The sequence below is a fragment of the Mycobacterium sp. genome, from assembly GCF_050701515.1.
GTDB lineage: Bacteria > Actinomycetota > Actinomycetes > Mycobacteriales > Mycobacteriaceae > Mycobacterium.
Genome location: NZ_JBOGDB010000093.1, coordinates 1 through 14,677 on the forward strand (window position 1 = coordinate 1; position 14,677 = coordinate 14,677).

The 14,677-nt window shown below is 65.1% G+C and carries 16 protein-coding genes and 1 pseudogene; 9 read left to right on the plus strand and 8 right to left on the minus strand.

What is annotated here, in order from left to right; all coding sequences use genetic code 11:
• Both ACRDU5_RS07930 and kstD read right to left on the minus strand, forming a co-directional pair.
• Window positions 1–217, minus strand: a pseudogene (locus ACRDU5_RS07930) (3-alpha,7-alpha,12-alpha-trihydroxy-5-beta-cholest-24-enoyl-CoA hydratase); the annotation flags it as partial.
• Window positions 217–1,899, minus strand: coding sequence for a 3-oxosteroid 1-dehydrogenase (gene kstD, locus ACRDU5_RS07935; RefSeq protein ID WP_526613934.1), 1,683 nt, complete (start codon window positions 1,897–1,899; stop codon window positions 217–219). The gene kstD and the pseudogene ACRDU5_RS07930, both read right to left, overlap by 1 nt.
• A 72-nt stretch (window positions 1,900–1,971) precedes the next feature.
• Here kstD and ACRDU5_RS07940 point away from each other — a divergent pair, with 72 nt between their 5' ends.
• The 5 genes from ACRDU5_RS07940 (at window position 1,972) to ACRDU5_RS07960 (ending at window position 5,869) form a co-directional block, all read left to right on the plus strand.
• Window positions 1,972–2,757, plus strand: coding sequence for a 2-keto-4-pentenoate hydratase (locus ACRDU5_RS07940; RefSeq protein WP_526613935.1), 786 nt, complete (start codon window positions 1,972–1,974; stop codon window positions 2,755–2,757).
• Between the two features lie 9 nt (window positions 2,758–2,766).
• Window positions 2,767–3,693: an acetaldehyde dehydrogenase (acetylating) gene (locus ACRDU5_RS07945; protein ID WP_526613936.1), complete on the plus strand. Its 927-nt coding sequence runs from the start codon at window positions 2,767–2,769 to the stop codon at window positions 3,691–3,693.
• Entirely contained in the window at window positions 3,690–4,748 is a 1,059-nt protein-coding gene (gene dmpG / locus ACRDU5_RS07950) for a 4-hydroxy-2-oxovalerate aldolase (protein WP_526613937.1), read from the plus strand. Before ACRDU5_RS07945 ends, dmpG begins: the two co-directional genes overlap by 4 nt.
• Window positions 4,749–4,909: 161 nt before the next feature.
• Window positions 4,910–5,314 carry a hemophore-related protein gene (locus tag ACRDU5_RS07955; RefSeq protein ID WP_526613938.1) on the plus strand — a complete coding sequence of 135 codons (405 nt, stop codon included), beginning with the start codon at window positions 4,910–4,912 and terminating at the stop codon, window positions 5,312–5,314.
• A gap of 135 nt (window positions 5,315–5,449) precedes the next feature.
• Window positions 5,450–5,869 carry a hemophore-related protein gene (locus ACRDU5_RS07960; protein ID WP_526613939.1) on the plus strand — a complete coding sequence of 140 codons (420 nt, stop codon included), beginning with the start codon at window positions 5,450–5,452 and terminating at the stop codon, window positions 5,867–5,869.
• On the opposite strand, the gene ACRDU5_RS07965 is transcribed toward ACRDU5_RS07960, so the two are convergent.
• On the minus strand, window positions 5,847–6,776 hold the full coding sequence (locus ACRDU5_RS07965) for an IclR family transcriptional regulator (RefSeq protein WP_526613940.1): 930 nt from the start codon (window positions 6,774–6,776) through the stop codon (window positions 5,847–5,849). The two genes, ACRDU5_RS07960 and ACRDU5_RS07965, sit on opposite strands and share 23 nt — an antisense overlap.
• 89 nt (window positions 6,777–6,865) lie before the next feature.
• On the opposite strand from ACRDU5_RS07965, the gene ACRDU5_RS07970 reads away from it, so the two are divergent.
• Genes ACRDU5_RS07970 through ACRDU5_RS07980 form a run of 3 tightly spaced genes read left to right on the plus strand, consistent with a single transcriptional unit; the run spans window position 6,866 to window position 9,939 of the window.
• On the plus strand, window positions 6,866–7,993 hold the full coding sequence (locus tag ACRDU5_RS07970) for a hypothetical protein (RefSeq protein WP_526613941.1): 1,128 nt from the start codon (window positions 6,866–6,868) through the stop codon (window positions 7,991–7,993).
• 4 nt (window positions 7,994–7,997) lie between these two features.
• The gene (locus tag ACRDU5_RS07975; RefSeq protein WP_526613942.1) at window positions 7,998–8,780 is read left to right on the plus strand and encodes an SDR family NAD(P)-dependent oxidoreductase; all 783 of its coding nucleotides are present in this window, start codon (window positions 7,998–8,000) and stop codon (window positions 8,778–8,780) included.
• Between the two features lie 13 nt (window positions 8,781–8,793).
• On the plus strand, window positions 8,794–9,939 hold the full coding sequence (locus ACRDU5_RS07980) for a sulfotransferase (RefSeq protein WP_526613943.1): 1,146 nt from the start codon (window positions 8,794–8,796) through the stop codon (window positions 9,937–9,939).
• On the opposite strand, the gene ACRDU5_RS07985 is transcribed toward ACRDU5_RS07980, so the two are convergent.
• Window positions 9,940–10,404, minus strand: a complete 465-nt coding sequence (locus ACRDU5_RS07985) for a hypothetical protein (protein WP_526613944.1) — start codon at window positions 10,402–10,404, stop codon at window positions 9,940–9,942. It lies immediately after the preceding gene.
• On the minus strand, window positions 10,404–11,558 hold the full coding sequence (locus tag ACRDU5_RS07990) for a 3-ketosteroid-9-alpha-hydroxylase subunit A (protein WP_526613945.1): 1,155 nt from the start codon (window positions 11,556–11,558) through the stop codon (window positions 10,404–10,406). The genes ACRDU5_RS07985 and ACRDU5_RS07990 overlap by 1 nt, the downstream gene beginning before the upstream one ends.
• Before the next feature lie 98 nt (window positions 11,559–11,656).
• On the opposite strand from ACRDU5_RS07990, the gene ACRDU5_RS07995 reads away from it, so the two are divergent.
• Window positions 11,657–12,196: a gamma carbonic anhydrase family protein gene (locus tag ACRDU5_RS07995; protein ID WP_526613946.1), complete on the plus strand. Its 540-nt coding sequence runs from the start codon at window positions 11,657–11,659 to the stop codon at window positions 12,194–12,196.
• Between the two features lies 1 nt (window position 12,197).
• Here ACRDU5_RS07995 and ACRDU5_RS08000 read toward each other — a convergent pair whose 3' ends face one another.
• Genes ACRDU5_RS08000 through ACRDU5_RS08010 form a run of 3 tightly spaced genes read right to left on the minus strand, consistent with a single transcriptional unit; the run spans window position 12,198 to window position 14,670 of the window.
• On the minus strand, window positions 12,198–12,629 hold the full coding sequence (locus ACRDU5_RS08000; RefSeq protein WP_526613947.1) for a nuclear transport factor 2 family protein: 432 nt from the start codon (window positions 12,627–12,629) through the stop codon (window positions 12,198–12,200).
• Window positions 12,626–13,495 (minus strand): TIGR03619 family F420-dependent LLM class oxidoreductase, encoded by an 870-nt coding sequence (locus ACRDU5_RS08005; protein ID WP_526613948.1) that lies wholly within the window; start codon window positions 13,493–13,495, stop codon window positions 12,626–12,628. The genes ACRDU5_RS08000 and ACRDU5_RS08005 overlap by 4 nt, the downstream gene beginning before the upstream one ends.
• A gap of 5 nt (window positions 13,496–13,500) precedes the next feature.
• Window positions 13,501–14,670, minus strand: a complete 1,170-nt coding sequence (locus ACRDU5_RS08010) for a thiolase family protein (protein WP_526613949.1) — start codon at window positions 14,668–14,670, stop codon at window positions 13,501–13,503.
• Window positions 14,671–14,677: the final 7 nt, after the last annotated feature.

A 14,677-nucleotide genomic window follows, 5' to 3' on the forward strand; every position in this document is an offset into this window, starting at 1 on the left:
CCGTCGGCGGCTCGGTCATGTGAAAGCTCTGCGCCACGTTGCCGAACGTCGGCAGCACCTGCGGGGTGTCGTCGACGAGATAGCGCAACTCACGCTGGTCCATCGGGTCGGTGCCTGCGCCCAGCCCAAGGTGGTAGAGCTGCACATCGCTACTGGTCCAGGAGAATTCGACCGGGTCGAGCTCGGCGCCCAGCGCCTCGTCGAGATTGATGGGCATTAGTTCTTCTCCGCAATGTGCAATGCCGCCAGGTAACCGAACGCCATGGCCGGACCGATCGTGCCGCCCGGGCCGGGATAGGTGTGGCCCATCACCGGCGCGCTGGCATTGCCCGCGGCGTACAAACCCTCGATCACACCGCCGTCGTCGCGCAGTGCGCGGCCATGCACGTCGGTACGCACGCCGCCCTTGGTGCCCAGGTCGCCGGGCACCATCTTGGCCGCGTAGTACGGGGCATGCCGGATCTCGCCCAGGTTCGCGTTCGGCTTGTTGGTCGGGTCGCCGTAATAGCGGTCGTAGGCGCTCTCACCGCGGTGGAAGTCCTCGTCGACACCGGAGCGGGCGAACTCGTTGAACCGTTCCACCGTCGCGGCCAGCGCATCGGCGGGCAGACCGGCCTTGGCGGACAGCTCCTCCAATGTGTCGGCCTGGACGATGACGCCGGACTCCAGCCACTTCTTCGGAATGCGTTGTCCGGGTTGCAGTCCCGCGAAGATGTAGCGGTCGCGGTACCGCTGGTCGAACACCAGCCAGGCCGGGATGTTCTCGCCCGGGCCGGGGCCTTGGCCCCAATGGCCGCCGTACATGTGGTGGCATGCCTCGACGTAGGGCATGGACTCGTTCATGAATCGCTTGCCCGCCATGTTCACGATGATCGACCCGGGCGAGTTGCGCTCGGACAGCGCGAACCACGGCGCACCGACCAGCGGCACCGTCGGCCCCCACCAGGCGTCCTCCATGATGTCCAGCGCGGCGCCAAGCTTCTCGGCGGCGATGATGCCCTCGCCGGTGTTGGCTTTTGCTCCGACCGTCCATTCGGTGGTGATCGGCGCGCGCTGGTACTTCACCCGCATCTGCTCGTTGTGCTCGAAGCCACCGGACCCCAGGATCACGCCGCGTCGCGCCCGGATCATTTCCGGCTCAGGGGATTCCGGCCCGGTGGTATCGCGAGCATAGATACCGCGCACCACGCCGTCCTCGACGTAGAGATCGGTGAACTCGGTGTTGAGCCGGACGGGCACGCCGGCCTGCTGCAGGCCGATCCGCAGCGGGGCGATCAACGCGCGCCCCATGCCGACCAGGTTCTTGCCGGTCGCCTTCGCCCACATGGTCCGCGCACCGACCTTCAGGCTGCGCAGCACGCCACGCGGATGCCGCTTGAGCTGGTTGAGCCGCACGTAATCCTGTTGCATCACAACGACATTGAGTGGGACCTTGCCGTACGGCGGCTCCAGGCCGGGCAGGTCGGCGCCGAGCTTGCGGGCATTGAACGGCTTCGGCTCGATGGAACGTCCGGCCGGCCGGCCGCCGGGGGACTCCGGGTAGTAATCGGAGTAGCCCGGCACCCAACACATCTTCAGCGGCGTGTGTCTCAGCACGAACGACAGCATCTCGGGACCGCGATCGAGGTAGGTGTCGATGCGCTCGGGTTCGACGACGTCACCAATGATGCCGTGCAGGTAGGCGCGGGCCGCCTCCGGCGTATCGGTGACGCCGTCGCGGTTGAGGATCTCGTTGTTCGGGATCCACACACCGCCGCCGGATCGGGCGGTGGATCCGCCGTAGTGCGCGGCCTTCTCGACGACTACTGTTGATAGTCCCTGGTGAGCGGCGGTGAGGGCAGCGACCATGCCGGCGGCGCCGCTTCCCACCACGACGACGTCGAACTCCTGTCCTGTCATGTAGAACACGTTATAGAATTGCCCGGCCTGGGAACAACCGCCCCGGTCGAAGATACGAGGGGACTTCGCTAAATGCTCACTGTCCAGGTGCGTGACGAGCTTGCCGCCGACCTCGCGCAGGCCGAACGCAGTCGGGTCGCGATTGGCCCGCTGACCTCCAATAACCCCGACATCGACGTGGTCGACGCCTACGAGATTCAGCTGATCAACATCCGGCAGCGGGTGGCTGAGGGCGCCCGGGTGATCGGTCACAAGGTCGGGCTGTCGAGCAAGGCGATGCAGCAGATGATGAACGTCGACGAGCCCGACTACGGGCATCTGCTCGACGAGATGCAGGTGTACGAGGACCGCCCGGTCAACACGGCGAATTACCTGTACCCGCGGGTGGAGGTCGAGGTCGGGTTCGTGCTGGCCGACGACCTGCCGGGGGAGGGCTGCACCGAGGACGACGTGCTGGCGGCCACCGCCGCGTTCGCCCCGGCGATCGAGTTGATCGACACCCGCATCACCGACTGGAAGATCAAGCTGTGCGACACCATCGCCGATAACGCCTCGTCGGCCGGCTGGGTGCTCGGCCAGACCCGGGTGTCACCCAAGGACATCGACATCCAGACCATCGACGCGGTCCTGACCCGTAACGGTGAAGTAATCGCGAAGGGCCGCAGCGACGCTGTCCTGGGCAATCCGGTCACCGCGGTGGCATGGCTGGCCCGCAAGGTGGACAGTTTCGGGGTTCGGTTGAAGGCTGGTGACATCGTGTTACCGGGGTCATGCACCAAGGCCATCGACGCGCGCCCGGGCGATGATTTCGTCGCCGACTTCGACGGGCTGGGCTCGGTCCACCTGTCATTCGAGTAAGGAGCACATATGCCGTCCAAGGCAACCGTCGCCATCGTCGGATCCGGCAATATCAGCACGGACCTGCTCTACAAGCTGTTGCGCTCGGAGTGGTTGGAGCCACGCTGGATGGTCGGTATCGATCCGGAGAGCGAGGGCCTGGCGCGGGCCCGCAAGCTTGGCCTGGAGACCACCCACGACGGGGTCGACTGGCTGCTGGCCCAGCCGGAGAAGCCGGATCTGGTGTTCGAAGCCACCAGCGCTTACGTCCACAAAGACGCCGCACCGAAATACGCCGAGGTCGGGATTCGCGCCGTCGACCTGACCCCGGCCGCGGTCGGACCCCCGGTGATCCCGCCGGCGAACCTGCGCGAGCACCTGGATGCGCCGAACGTGAACATGATCACCTGCGGTGGCCAGGCCACCATCCCGATCGTGTACGCGGTCTCGCGCGTGGTCGATGTGCCCTACGCCGAGATCGTGGCCTCAGTTGCTTCTGTCTCTGCGGGGCCGGGCACCCGCGCCAACATCGACGAGTTCACCAAGACCACCGCCAAGGGTGTGGAAACCATCGGCGGGGCCCAGCGTGGCAAGGCGATCATCATCCTCAACCCGGCCGATCCGCCGATGATCATGCGCGACACGATCTACTGCGCCATCCCGGAGGACGCCGACCGCGACGCCGTCGCACAGTCGATCCACGACGTCGTCGAAGAGGTGCAGACCTACGTGCCGGGCTTCCGGCTACTCAACGAACCGCAGTTCGACGATCCGTCGGTCAACTCCGGCGGCCAGGCCCTGGTCACCACGTTCATCGAGGTCGAGGGCGCCGGGGACTATCTGCCGCCCTATGCGGGCAATCTAGACATCATGACCGCGGCGGCCACCAAGGTCGGCGAGGAGATCGCCAGGGAAAAAATTGCAGCGACCCTGTCGACATCAGGAGGACAGGCATGAGCACCGACATCTTCTTCAACGCCATGTGGGACATCCGTATCACCGACACATCCCTGCGGGACGGTTCGCACCACAAGCGCCACCAGTTCACCAAGGACGAGGTGCACGCCATCGTTGCGGCCCTGGATACCGCGGGCGTACCGGTCATCGAGGTCACCCACGGTGACGGGCTGGGCGGATCCAGCTTCAACTACGGCTTCTCCAAGACGCCGGAGCAGGAGCTGATCAAACTGGCCGCCGAGACCGCCAAGGAGTCCAAGATCGCATTCCTGATGCTGCCGGGGGTGGGCACCAAGGAAGACATCAAGGAAGCGCAGAACAACGGCGGCTCGATCTGCCGGATCGCCACCCACTGCACCGAGGCCGACGTCTCGATCCAGCACTTCGGCCTGGCCCGCGAGCTGGGGTTGGAGACCGTTGGCTTCTTGATGATGTCGCACACCATCGCGCCGGAGAAGCTGGCCGCCCAGGCCCGCATCATGGCCGACGCCGGCTGCCAGTGCGTCTACGTCGTCGACTCCGCCGGCGCTTTGGTGCTCGAAGGGGTGGCGGACCGGGTAGGGGCACTGGTCGCCGAACTCGGCGACGATGCGCAAGTCGGCTTCCACGGCCACGAGAACCTGGGTCTCGGTGTCGCCAACAGCGTGGAGGCGGTGCGGGCCGGCGCCAAGCAGATCGACGGCTCGTGCCGGCGGTTCGGCGCCGGGGCCGGCAACGCGCCCGTCGAGGCGCTGATCGGCGTGTTCGACAAGATCGGCGTCAAGACCGGAATCGACTTCTTCGACATCGCCGATGCCGCAGAAGACGTGGTCGCGCCGGCCATGCCCGCCGAATGCCTGCTCGACCGCAACGCGCTGATCATGGGCTACTCGGGCGTGTACTCCAGCTTCCTCAAGCACGCCATCCGCCAATCCGAGCGGTACGGCGTGCCCGCCCACCAGCTGCTGCACCGCGCCGGTCAACGCAAGCTCATCGGCGGTCAGGAGGATCAACTCATCGACATCGCGCTGGAAATCAAGCGCGAACAAGACAGCGGCCAGGCCGTCGCCCGCTAGGGCGGCTAACCAACTTTTTTGGACCGCCCAATACCCCGCGCTGTCCAGGCGCGACGGTGTGGCTGGGCCCGGTGCCGCCGCGGTGCGGTCGTTTAGCGATTTCGACATTCGGATAAGCCTCGGGGCGCGATCAACTAATCGCAGACCGAAGGAGTGATTTGATGAAGATGTCCGCAACGACCGTTCGCCGCGGCCTGTCCGGCGTGTTCGCCGGCGGCCTGCTTGGTGGCGTCGCGTCCATGGCGATCGCCATACCGACCGCCAGTGCGGTACCACCGGAAACCGACACCAGCTGCTCAATCAGCGGGGTCGCCAATACCTCGAGCACGGTATCGGCTTCGACGAGCACGTATCTGGAGTCGCATCCCGAGGCCAACCAGGCGCTGACGGACATTGCCAAGCAGCCTGAGGAGCAGGCCGTGGAGTCATTCCGCGCCTACTTCGCGAACAATCCGCAGGTCGAAACCGAGCTGACGCAGATCAATCAGCCCGCGATCGATCTCGCGAGCCAATGTGGCATTGAGGTCGAGCCGACTCCGATCACGGAGGCTCTGCAGGACCTCTAACCCGATACGCGGGTAAGACGCTCATCGCACCGGCACTTCCGCCGGTGCGATGAGTGCTTTCTGGCCCTCCGATGGTTTTCGTCTGTCACATTGGTAACTCCGACAAGAGTGCGGCCTGACCAAAGGAGCAACCTCATGACCGATGCCGTGACCATCGTGCGGCGTGCCTTATTCGGAGCGCTCGCCGCGGGCGTGACCTGTGCGGCGCTGGCGATTCCCTCGGCGAATGCGGACCCCGAGCCCGAGCCCGCGCCGCCGCCCGAGCCCGCCGCCGTCGATGACTGCAACGCCAATGGACTCGCCACCACCGTCAGCTCCGTGACGGCCTCGTTGGCGGAGTATTTCGAGGCACATCCGGAGACGAACCAGGCGCTCATCGACATCACCAGGCAGCCGGCATTCGTGGCGATCGGGCAGTTCGATGGCTACTTCGCTGACCATCCGCAGGAGGCCGATGAGATTCGGGCCATCAAGCAGCCCCTCGTCGACTACCAGAACCGGTGCGGCATGCAGGTCTCACCGACCGACGCGCTCACGGTGCTCGCGGACCTGTAAACGTCGGCTTGGCTCCGCCTAGCCGACTGGTGAGGACGTCCGCAGTGGCCATCAGCGCGCGAGCGTGCCTGGCGATCTCCGTGTCGGTCAGAGCGCGACCGATCTGCAGGGACACCACCATCGCCTGACCCTGGTGCTGGTCGAACACCGGCGCGGAGATGACGCTGATGTCGTGACGCTGGCGGCCACCCGCCGCCTTGGTCTCGCTGCGCAGGTAGACCCGTTCGCCGATCCCCGCGATCATCTCGCCGAGCAACGCCCGCAGTTCGTCGGGCAGCCTGCTCGACATTCCGGCCATCAGGGCATACAGCCGCCGGCCGCCGGGGGTGAGGCGTTCGACCAGGTGTCCCGAGGCACGGCATTCGGTGACCACCCGGTCCAGTCGCTCGTTGTCGGTGCGTAGCGGGATCGTCGGTTCCTTGGCCAGCCAGTCACGCAGGGCCGAATCGTCCCAGAGCACGAACATCAGGCCCACCGGCGGGGCGAACGGATAGCTCTGGCCGACGCGGACGCCGACGTCCACGCCAGGCGGCCCGACGAGCTCCAGCAGCGTGATGCGGTCGTCGACCACCGCCGACAAAGCTGCCGTGGTGCCAGACGTCGCCGAGAGGCGGCGCAGCTCCTCGCGGGCCGCCGGGTCGACGCGCAGCGATTCCTGGGCGAGGTGTCCCAACGAGATGAGTGCCGGTCCCAGCCTGTAGGTCTTGTCCTGCGAATCGCGCACCAGATAGCCGGATTCGGTCAGCGTGCTGGCGATGCCGAGACAGGTCGGCTTGGACAGGCCGAGTCGGCGCGCCAACTCGGACAAGCCGAATCGGTCGTGCGGGTGGCGTGCGAGGAAGTCGAGAATGGCTACCACCCGCTCGGTCGGTGGAGAGGCCCGACCAGCGGGTTCACGCGCAGGCATGTCAAAACTGTACCGTTATGTTCCAAATATCGAACATCGAGCGGCCGCCAAACGTTGACGAGAATGAGAACACGTTCTAGTTTCTAGGGGTGTACTCCTTGCCGCTGACCGAGGCGATCGCCGAGGCCGAGACATTGGTCGCCGCCGCCCCCCACATCGAAACCGAGGCCGATCTGCTGGAGGGGCTGCAGTATCTGGCGGGCTGTGTCTCGGCATGTACGCACCTGGCGTTCGACTACGAGCGCGAACATCCGTTCCTGCAGTCCGGCACCGGTCCGTTCACCAAAATGGGGCTGGACAATCCCGACACCTTGTACTTCGGCACCCGTGTGCACGGCGGCCGCGACTACGTGGTCACCGGCAAGCGGGGTACCACCACCGACCTGAGCTTCCAGCTGCTCGGCGGCGAGTACACCGACACCGACGTCCCGGACAGCGAGTCCGCGTTCGACGATCGCCAGCTCGACATCGCCGGCGACGGCAGCTTCGAATGGCGCTTAACCCCGAAGGGTCCGTCTCAACTGGTGATCCGGGAGGTCTACAACGACTGGTCTGCCCAGCGCGGAACCCTCGCCATCTCCCGGTTGGACACCGCCGGCACCGCGCCCCCGCCGCTGACCCGCGAGATCATCGAAAAACGTTACGCCACAGCGGGAAAGCAGCTCGTACAACGGGTGAAGACCTGGCTGCAGTTTCCCCAGTGGTTCTACCTCAACATTCCGGTCAACACCATGGTGGCACCCCGGCTCACACCGGGCGGGCTGGCCACCCAGTACTCGTCGGCCGGCCACTACGAGCTGACCGCCGATCAGGCGCTGGTTGTCACATTGCCGGTGACGGATGCGCCGTATCTGGGGTTCCAGCTCGGCAGCCTCTGGTACATCTCGCTGGACTACATCAACCATCAGACATCGCTGAACGGCACTCAGGCACAACCGGATCCGGACGGCAAGATCCGCATCGTGGTCGCCGATCGGAATCCGGGCGTCACCAATTGGGTGGAAGCCCTCGGGCATGAGAAGGGCTTCCTGCAGTTCCGCTGGCAGCGGGTGTCACGCCAACTCACCGAAGCCGACGGCCCGACCGTCGAACTGGTGGACTTCGACAAGATCCCCGGATCGTTGCCGTATTACGAGACTAACAAGATCTCCGAAAACGACTGGCGTGCGCGAATTGCGGAGCGCCAGCTACAGATCGCCAACAGGATGGTGGGTTGAGCGAATGGCCGGGTTGCTGGACAACAAGGTTGTGGTGATCAGCGGCGTGGGCCCTGCCCTGGGCAGCACGCTCGCACGGCGATGTGCCGAAGCGGGGGCCGACCTGGTGCTGGCGGCCAGGACCGTCGAGCGCCTCGATGATGTCGCCAAGCAGATCACCGATATGGGCCGCCGCGCAGTGGCAGTGGGAACCGACATCACCGATGAAGACCAGGTCAACAACCTTGTCGAGGCGTCACTTGCCGCCTACGGCAAGGTCGACGTGCTGATCAACAACGCATTCCGGGTGCCGTCGATGAAACCCATGGCCAACACCACGTTTGAGCACATCCGCGACGCGATCGAGCTCACCGTGCTGGGTGCGCTGCGGTTGACCCAGAGCTTTACCCCGGCACTCGCCGAAGCGAAAGGTTCGGTCGTCAACGTCAACTCGATGGTAATTCGGCACTCGCAGGCCAAGTACGGCGCGTACAAGATGGCGAAGTCGGCGCTGCTGGCAATGTCCCAGTCGCTGGCCACCGAGCTCGGCGAACAGGGAATCCGGGTGAATTCGGTTGTCCCCGGCTATATCTGGGGCGACACGCTCAAGGGCTACTTCTCCCACCAGGCCGGCAAGTACGGCACCACCGTCGACGAGATCTACCAGGCCACGGCGGCGGCCTCCGACCTCAAGCGGCTGCCCACCGAAGAAGAGGTGGCATCGGCGATCCTGTTCATGGCCAGCGACCTGTCCAGCGGCATCACCGGTCAGACTCTGGACGTCAATTGCGGGGAGTACAAAGCCTGATGGGAGTCGAGCCATGAGCGTCAGAACCGATGTCGGCACCGTCGATGACCTGCACGCCTCGGCCACCAAGGCCTGCGGCCTGGACGACTTCGGCGCCGACGACGACAACTATCGCGAGGCCCTCGGCACGCTGCTCGAGTCCTACCGGCGAGACGCCGACCTGACCGAGTTCGGCAGCAAGATGTGCCGCTTCTTCGTCCGCAACGCGTTGGTCGCGCGGTTGGTATCAGAGGCGGCGTGGAAACAGTACCCGCAACATGCGGACGTGAAGATCGAACGGCCGATCTTCGTCACCGGCCTGCCGCGCACCGGCACCACCGTCATCCACCGTCTGCTCGCCGCGGATCCGGCGCATCAGGGTCTGGAGCTGTGGCTCGCCGAGTACCCCCAGCCGCGGCCACCCCGCGAAACCTGGCCGGATAACCCGGTTTTCGCCCAGCTTGATGCCCAATTCACGAAGGCTCACAACGAGAATCCGGACTACACGGGTCTGCACTACATGACCGCTGACGAGGTGGAGGAGTGCTGGCAACTGCTGCGCCAGTCCCTGCACTCGGTGTCCTACGAGACACTCGCTCACATTCCGACTTACTCGCAATGGCTCGCCAAGCAGGACTGGACGAAGTCGTACCGACGCCACCGCAAGAACCTTCAGCTGATCGGCCTCAACGACGTGGAGAAACGGTGGGTATTGAAGAACCCGAGCCACCTGTTCGCGCTCGACGCGTTGTTCGCGACGTATCCCGACGCGCTGGTGGTGCAGTGCCACCGGCCGGCGGAGACCATCATGGCGTCGATGTGCTCGCTGGCCCAGCACACCACCGAGGGCTGGTCGAACAGCTTCAAGGGCGAACTGATCGGGCAGGACGCGATGGAGACCTGGTCGCGGGGACTCGAGCTCTTCAATGCCGAACGCGCCAAACATGATCCGGCGCAGTTCTACGACCTCGACTACTTCGAGTTCGTCGCCGATCCGTTGCGCACCGTAGCGGGGATCTACCGGCACTTCGGCATCGAGCTGACCGACGAAGGGCGCGCCGCCATGGAGGCGAGCGACGCCGAGAGCAAGCAAGGCCCGCGGGCGCCCAAGCACACCTACTCGCTCGAGGACTACGGGCTGACGGCCGACGCCGTCAAGGAGCGCTTCAAGGGATTGTAGCTAGCCGTCGCCGGGTGAGGGGGCGGTCGAAACCGCTTCCAGACAACCTTCCGCCACGGCATGTTTGATGCTGTCGGCCAGCCTCGGACAGGATGGGGTTCGAGCCGAATCGCCTCCGGACTCCCGAATCTCTGCGAAATATGCACAGCGCTGCGATGCTTCCGAGTTCCACTGCACCGACGTGTGTTCCGGCCCAAGCTTCTTCACGCTGACCGATACATGGCAGAACCGGCAGTCGACGGATACCAAGCCCGACGTCAGGTAGCGTTCGCGGTCGCGCTGTGTGGCCTCGCGAAGCGCTGCGGCCCGGTCCGGGTCGGCCGCGAAATTCGGTGCCTTGGACCATGATCCGGCTGAACCACTGTTGTCGCCGTGCGCGTGCTCGTCGTCGTCGTGGGCGCCGTGCAGCATGAGCATCGATCGGGCTAGCCGCTCGACGTCTGGCGCTTCCTCGCGTGGGCTCATCAGGAGCCTTGCTCGGCCTTTTCCTTCTCTTCGGCCTGATGCTTGAGGTTCTCCTCGACCTCCACGTGCCACTTCTCGTTGGCGGCGGTGGTGTCGACCTCGATCTCGAAGCGGTCGGTCATGTCGGGCGTGACGTCGGCGACGTCGACGTAGAACTGCTGATACCACCGCCGCATCTGATAGACCGCGCCGTCCTCCTCGACGAGCAGTGGGTTGTCGATGCGCGTCTTGTGTTTCCAGATCTCGACGTCCTGCAGGAAGCCCTTGCTGACTCCGTCGGTGAAGGTGTTGGCCAGCTTCTCGGTCATCGCCTCGTCCATGCCCTTGGGCTTCTCGACGATGACACCCCACTGCAGCACGAACGAATCCTGGCTGACCGGATAGTGGCAGTTGATCAGGATCGACTCGGCCTTGAACCCGCCGTAGTTGTTGTGCAGCCAGTTGATCATGAACGACGGCCCGAAGTACGACGCCTCCGAGTCCAGATGCGCCTCACCGTATGACGTCCCGAGGTCGTTCACATCGGGTCGACCGACGTTGTGCAGGTACTGCGAGGCGATGTGTCCTTCGAAGACATTCTTGAAGAACGTCGGCAGACCGAAATGGATGTAGAAGAAGTGCGCCATGTCGGTGACGTTGTCGATGATCTCGCGGCAATTCGAGCCCTCGATGAGCAGCGAGTTCCACCGCCAGTCGGTGAACTCGTCGCTGGCGAACTCGGGGATATCGGGGATCCGCACCTCGGGAGGCGGCGGGTTGCCCTCGACGTCGTGCCAGACGAACAGCAGGCCGCTGCGAACGTCGGTGGTCCAAGACCGGGTGCGGGCCATCCGCGGTGTGCGCTTGGCGTAGGGCACCAGCTTGCACCTGCCGTCACCGCCCCAGCGCCAGTCGTGGAACGGACACGCGATCTCGTCGCCCTTGATGGTGCCCTGGGCGAGGTTGCCACCCATGTGCCGGCAGTAGCCGTCCAGGATCTTGACGTCGCCGTGGGAGTCGGCGAACACCACCAGCCTGCCGCCGAAGGCTTCGACGGCGTGCGGTTCGCCGTCTAGGTAGTTCTTGACCGGGCCGAGGCAGTGCCAGCCCCGTGCGTACCTGTCGGGCAGGGTACCGGTGTCGATCTCGCGAATGCCTGCGGTTTCGGTGCTCACCTCGGGCCTCCCAATCTGTGCTCTCTAACTAGAACACGTTACAGTTTTTCCCTCCCTGCGCGCAATCTAAACGCGTATACCTGCGGTATATCTAGACGATGCCGTTGTACTCATTTGAGGGCCGATCGCCGACGGTCGATCCCGGTGCGTTCGTCGCCCCCACCGCCACTCTGGTCGGCGACGTCCATATCGAGGCGGGCGCGTCGGTGTGGTTCAACGCGGTCATCCGTGCCGACTTCGCCCCCATCATCGTCCGCGAGGGCGCCAACGTGCAGGACTGCTGCGTGCTGCACGCCCCGCCGGGCATCCCTGTCGACGTAGGGCCTGGCGCGACGGTGGCGCACGGCTGCGTGATCCACGGGGTGCACATCGGGGCCGAGGCGGTGATCGCCAACCATGCGACGGTGCTCGACGGTGCGGTGATCGGCCCGCGCAGCCTGATCGCCGCCCATTCGCTCGTGGTGGGCGGTACAAAGATCCCCGAAGAGGTTGTGGTGGCCGGTGCGCCGGCCAAGGTCAGGGGCCCGATCGCGGGGACCGGCGCGGAGATGTGGGTGAACTCCAACCCCGGCGCCTACCAGGACCTGGCCCGCCGCTACCGGGACGGGCTGGCGGAAGTGGTCGAACGGCGATCCTGAGCTAGATCTTGCGGGCGCTCTTGGTAGCGGCGTCGAGCTCCCAGTAGGCACGCAGCGCGACGATCTTGCCCTCGTCGTTTACCCGGTAGGTGAACACTCCTCCGGCGACAACCTCGTACCCGCTCGACCGGATGACGATGTCACCGACGTTGGCTTCCTCGTTGCCGCATTGATAGGTCTTCTCGAAGTTGAACGTCAGCTCGCTCGGGGCGATCGCCATGTCGTAGAACTTCGAGATCGCCTCCTTGCCCCTGTGCCCCTTGCCCTCCGGATCGAAGTGCGACGGCCCGATCGGATCCTCGACGATGGCGTCGTCGGCGAAGACGGCCAACCAGGCTTCCTTGTCGCGAGCCATCGCGGCCTCGCGGGAACGCTTACCCGCGAGGTGGACGGGTGAGGCCGCGCACGCGAGGAGCGGATCAGGGTCCGTCATTCCTGCCAGCCCGAGTGGATGTATTTGTCGGCGAAACGCTTCATGGTGTCCAGCTTGTCCTGCAACGGGGCCTCGGGGCGTCGGACCCACGGCATCACGATGTAATCGGTGACGCCGATTGCGGCCAGTTCGCGGTGCCCGTCAATCCCAAACTTGTCGATGCAAACGGCCTGGAACTCGAACGGACGGTCCGACCGGCCATACTCCTCGCGGTACTTGTTGAGCTTGCCGATCGTCTCGGCCAGCTGTTCGCCCGTCATCATCGCGCTGGTCCAGCCGTCGCCAACCCGGGCGGCACGCTTGAGCGCGATGTCGGTGTGGCCGCCAACGTAGAACGGCACCGGCTCGCTCGGCGCAGGACTCATCTGCAGTTTGTCGAAATCGTAGAATTCGCCGTGAAATTCAACCATGCCGCCGTCAAGAACGAGTCGGATCACCTCGATCATCTCGTCGACACGGGCGCCACGTCGGGCGTAGGGGACCCCGCACCATTCGAACTCCTCCGGAGCCCAACCGATTCCGATGCCGAGTGCGAACCGGTTGTTGGTCAGATTGGCTACCGAGCCGACCTGGCGGGCCAACAGTAGTGGATTGCGCGAGCCCAATTTCATGACGTTGGTGTAGAACCGCAGCGTTGAGGTGACCGCGCCCATCGCCCCCGCGGCGATCAGTGGATCCACGATCGGGGTGTCTGGGCCCCACATCCGCGACCCGTCCGGCGTGTACGGGTAGTCGACCGCCTGTTGTTCCATATAGAACAGCGAGTCCGGCAGCGCGATCGCGTCGAAGCCGACTTCCTCGGCGGTCTTGGCGAGTTCGACCAACTCGTCGAGGGGCGCCATCCAGATGCTGCACGAGTACTTCATCCTCATCACGGTTTGTCCGCCCCGACTACCCACATCGAGTAATACTGCGACCCGCCGCCGTAGGCGTGGCCGAGCGCCTTTCGGGCATTGGGCACCTGGTGATCACCGGCCTTGCCCATCACCTGAATTGCGGCTTCGGCAAAGCGGATCAGGCCGGAGGCGCCGATCGGGTTGGACGACAACACACCGCCGGACGCGTTCAGCGGTATCCGCCCGCCGATCGCCGTCTCGCCGGCCTCGGTGAGCTTCCAGCCTTCGCCTTCCGGGGCGAAGCCGAGGTTCTCCAGCCACATCGGCTCGAACCAGGAGAACGGCACATAGATCTCGGCGGTGTCGATCTCGTCGATCGGGCTGGTGATGCCGGCGGCCTTCCACAGCGCCTTGGCGGCGTCGCGGCCGGCCTGCGGGTTCACCTGGTCGCGGCCTGCGTATGCCAGCGGCTCGGTGCGCAGGGCCGTCGCGTGGATCCACGCGACCGGATGGCCGTCGGCAACCCGGCGATCCGCGATTTCCTCATTGCCGATCACGACCGCGCAGGCGCCGTCGGACGACGGGCAGGTCTCGTCGAAACGGATTGGGTCCCAAAGCATTTGCGACGACATCACCTTCTCCAGCGTGATATCCGGTTGATGCAGGTGGGCCAGCGGGTTCTTGGCCCCGTTGAGGCGGTCCTTGACCGCCACCATCGCGCCGATGTGCGTCGGCGCGCCCGAGCGTCGGATGTAGGCCCGCACGTGCGGCGCGAAGTAGCCGCCAGCCCCCGCACCGACCGGCTTGGTGAACGGTATCGGAATGCTCAACGCCCACATGGCATTCGATTCGGACTGCTTCTCCCACGCCATGGCCAGCACACGCCGGTACTTACCGGACTGCACCAGGCTGGCCGCCACCACACCGGTCGAACCACCGACCGAACCCGCGGTGTGCACGCGGATCAGTGGCTTGCCGCTCGCGCCGACCGCATCTGCCATGAACAGCTCGGGCATCATCACGCCCTCGAAGAAGTCGGGCGCCTTACCGACCACCACCGCGTCGATGTCGTCCATCGTCGACCCCGAATCGGCCAGCGCCTTGTCGATGGCCTCGCGCACCAGGCCGCTCATCGAGACGTCCTGACGCTTGGCGACGTACTTCGTCTGCCCGGTGCCCAGCACCGCAGCCAAATTTTTCGACATCAGTTAC

Bases quoted from the DNA above. Each gene is read 5' to 3' on its own strand.
- ACRDU5_RS08000 (WP_526613947.1), bottom strand. From the start codon at position 12,629: ATGACGGACCCTGATCCGCTCCTCGCGTGCGCGGCCTCACCCGTCCAC.
- dmpG (WP_526613937.1), top strand. From the start codon at position 3,690: ATGAGCACCGACATCTTCTTCAACGCCATGTGGGACATCCGTATCACC.
- ACRDU5_RS07960 (WP_526613939.1), top strand. From the start codon at position 5,450: ATGACCGATGCCGTGACCATCGTGCGGCGTGCCTTATTCGGAGCGCTC.
- ACRDU5_RS07955 (WP_526613938.1), top strand. From the start codon at position 4,910: ATGAAGATGTCCGCAACGACCGTTCGCCGCGGCCTGTCCGGCGTGTTC.
- ACRDU5_RS08005 (WP_526613948.1), bottom strand. From the start codon at position 13,495: ATGAAGTACTCGTGCAGCATCTGGATGGCGCCCCTCGACGAGTTGGTC.
- ACRDU5_RS07995 (WP_526613946.1), top strand. From the start codon at position 11,657: ATGCCGTTGTACTCATTTGAGGGCCGATCGCCGACGGTCGATCCCGGT.
- ACRDU5_RS07975 (WP_526613942.1), top strand. From the start codon at position 7,998: ATGGCCGGGTTGCTGGACAACAAGGTTGTGGTGATCAGCGGCGTGGGC.
- ACRDU5_RS07965 (WP_526613940.1), bottom strand. From the start codon at position 6,776: ATGCCTGCGCGTGAACCCGCTGGTCGGGCCTCTCCACCGACCGAGCGG.
- ACRDU5_RS07980 (WP_526613943.1), top strand. From the start codon at position 8,794: ATGAGCGTCAGAACCGATGTCGGCACCGTCGATGACCTGCACGCCTCG.
- ACRDU5_RS07985 (WP_526613944.1), bottom strand. From the start codon at position 10,404: ATGAGCCCACGCGAGGAAGCGCCAGACGTCGAGCGGCTAGCCCGATCG.
- kstD (WP_526613934.1), bottom strand. From the start codon at position 1,899: ATGACAGGACAGGAGTTCGACGTCGTCGTGGTGGGAAGCGGCGCCGCC.
- ACRDU5_RS07945 (WP_526613936.1), top strand. From the start codon at position 2,767: ATGCCGTCCAAGGCAACCGTCGCCATCGTCGGATCCGGCAATATCAGC.
- ACRDU5_RS08010 (WP_526613949.1), bottom strand. From the start codon at position 14,670: ATGTCGAAAAATTTGGCTGCGGTGCTGGGCACCGGGCAGACGAAGTAC.
- ACRDU5_RS07940 (WP_526613935.1), top strand. From the start codon at position 1,972: ATGCTCACTGTCCAGGTGCGTGACGAGCTTGCCGCCGACCTCGCGCAG.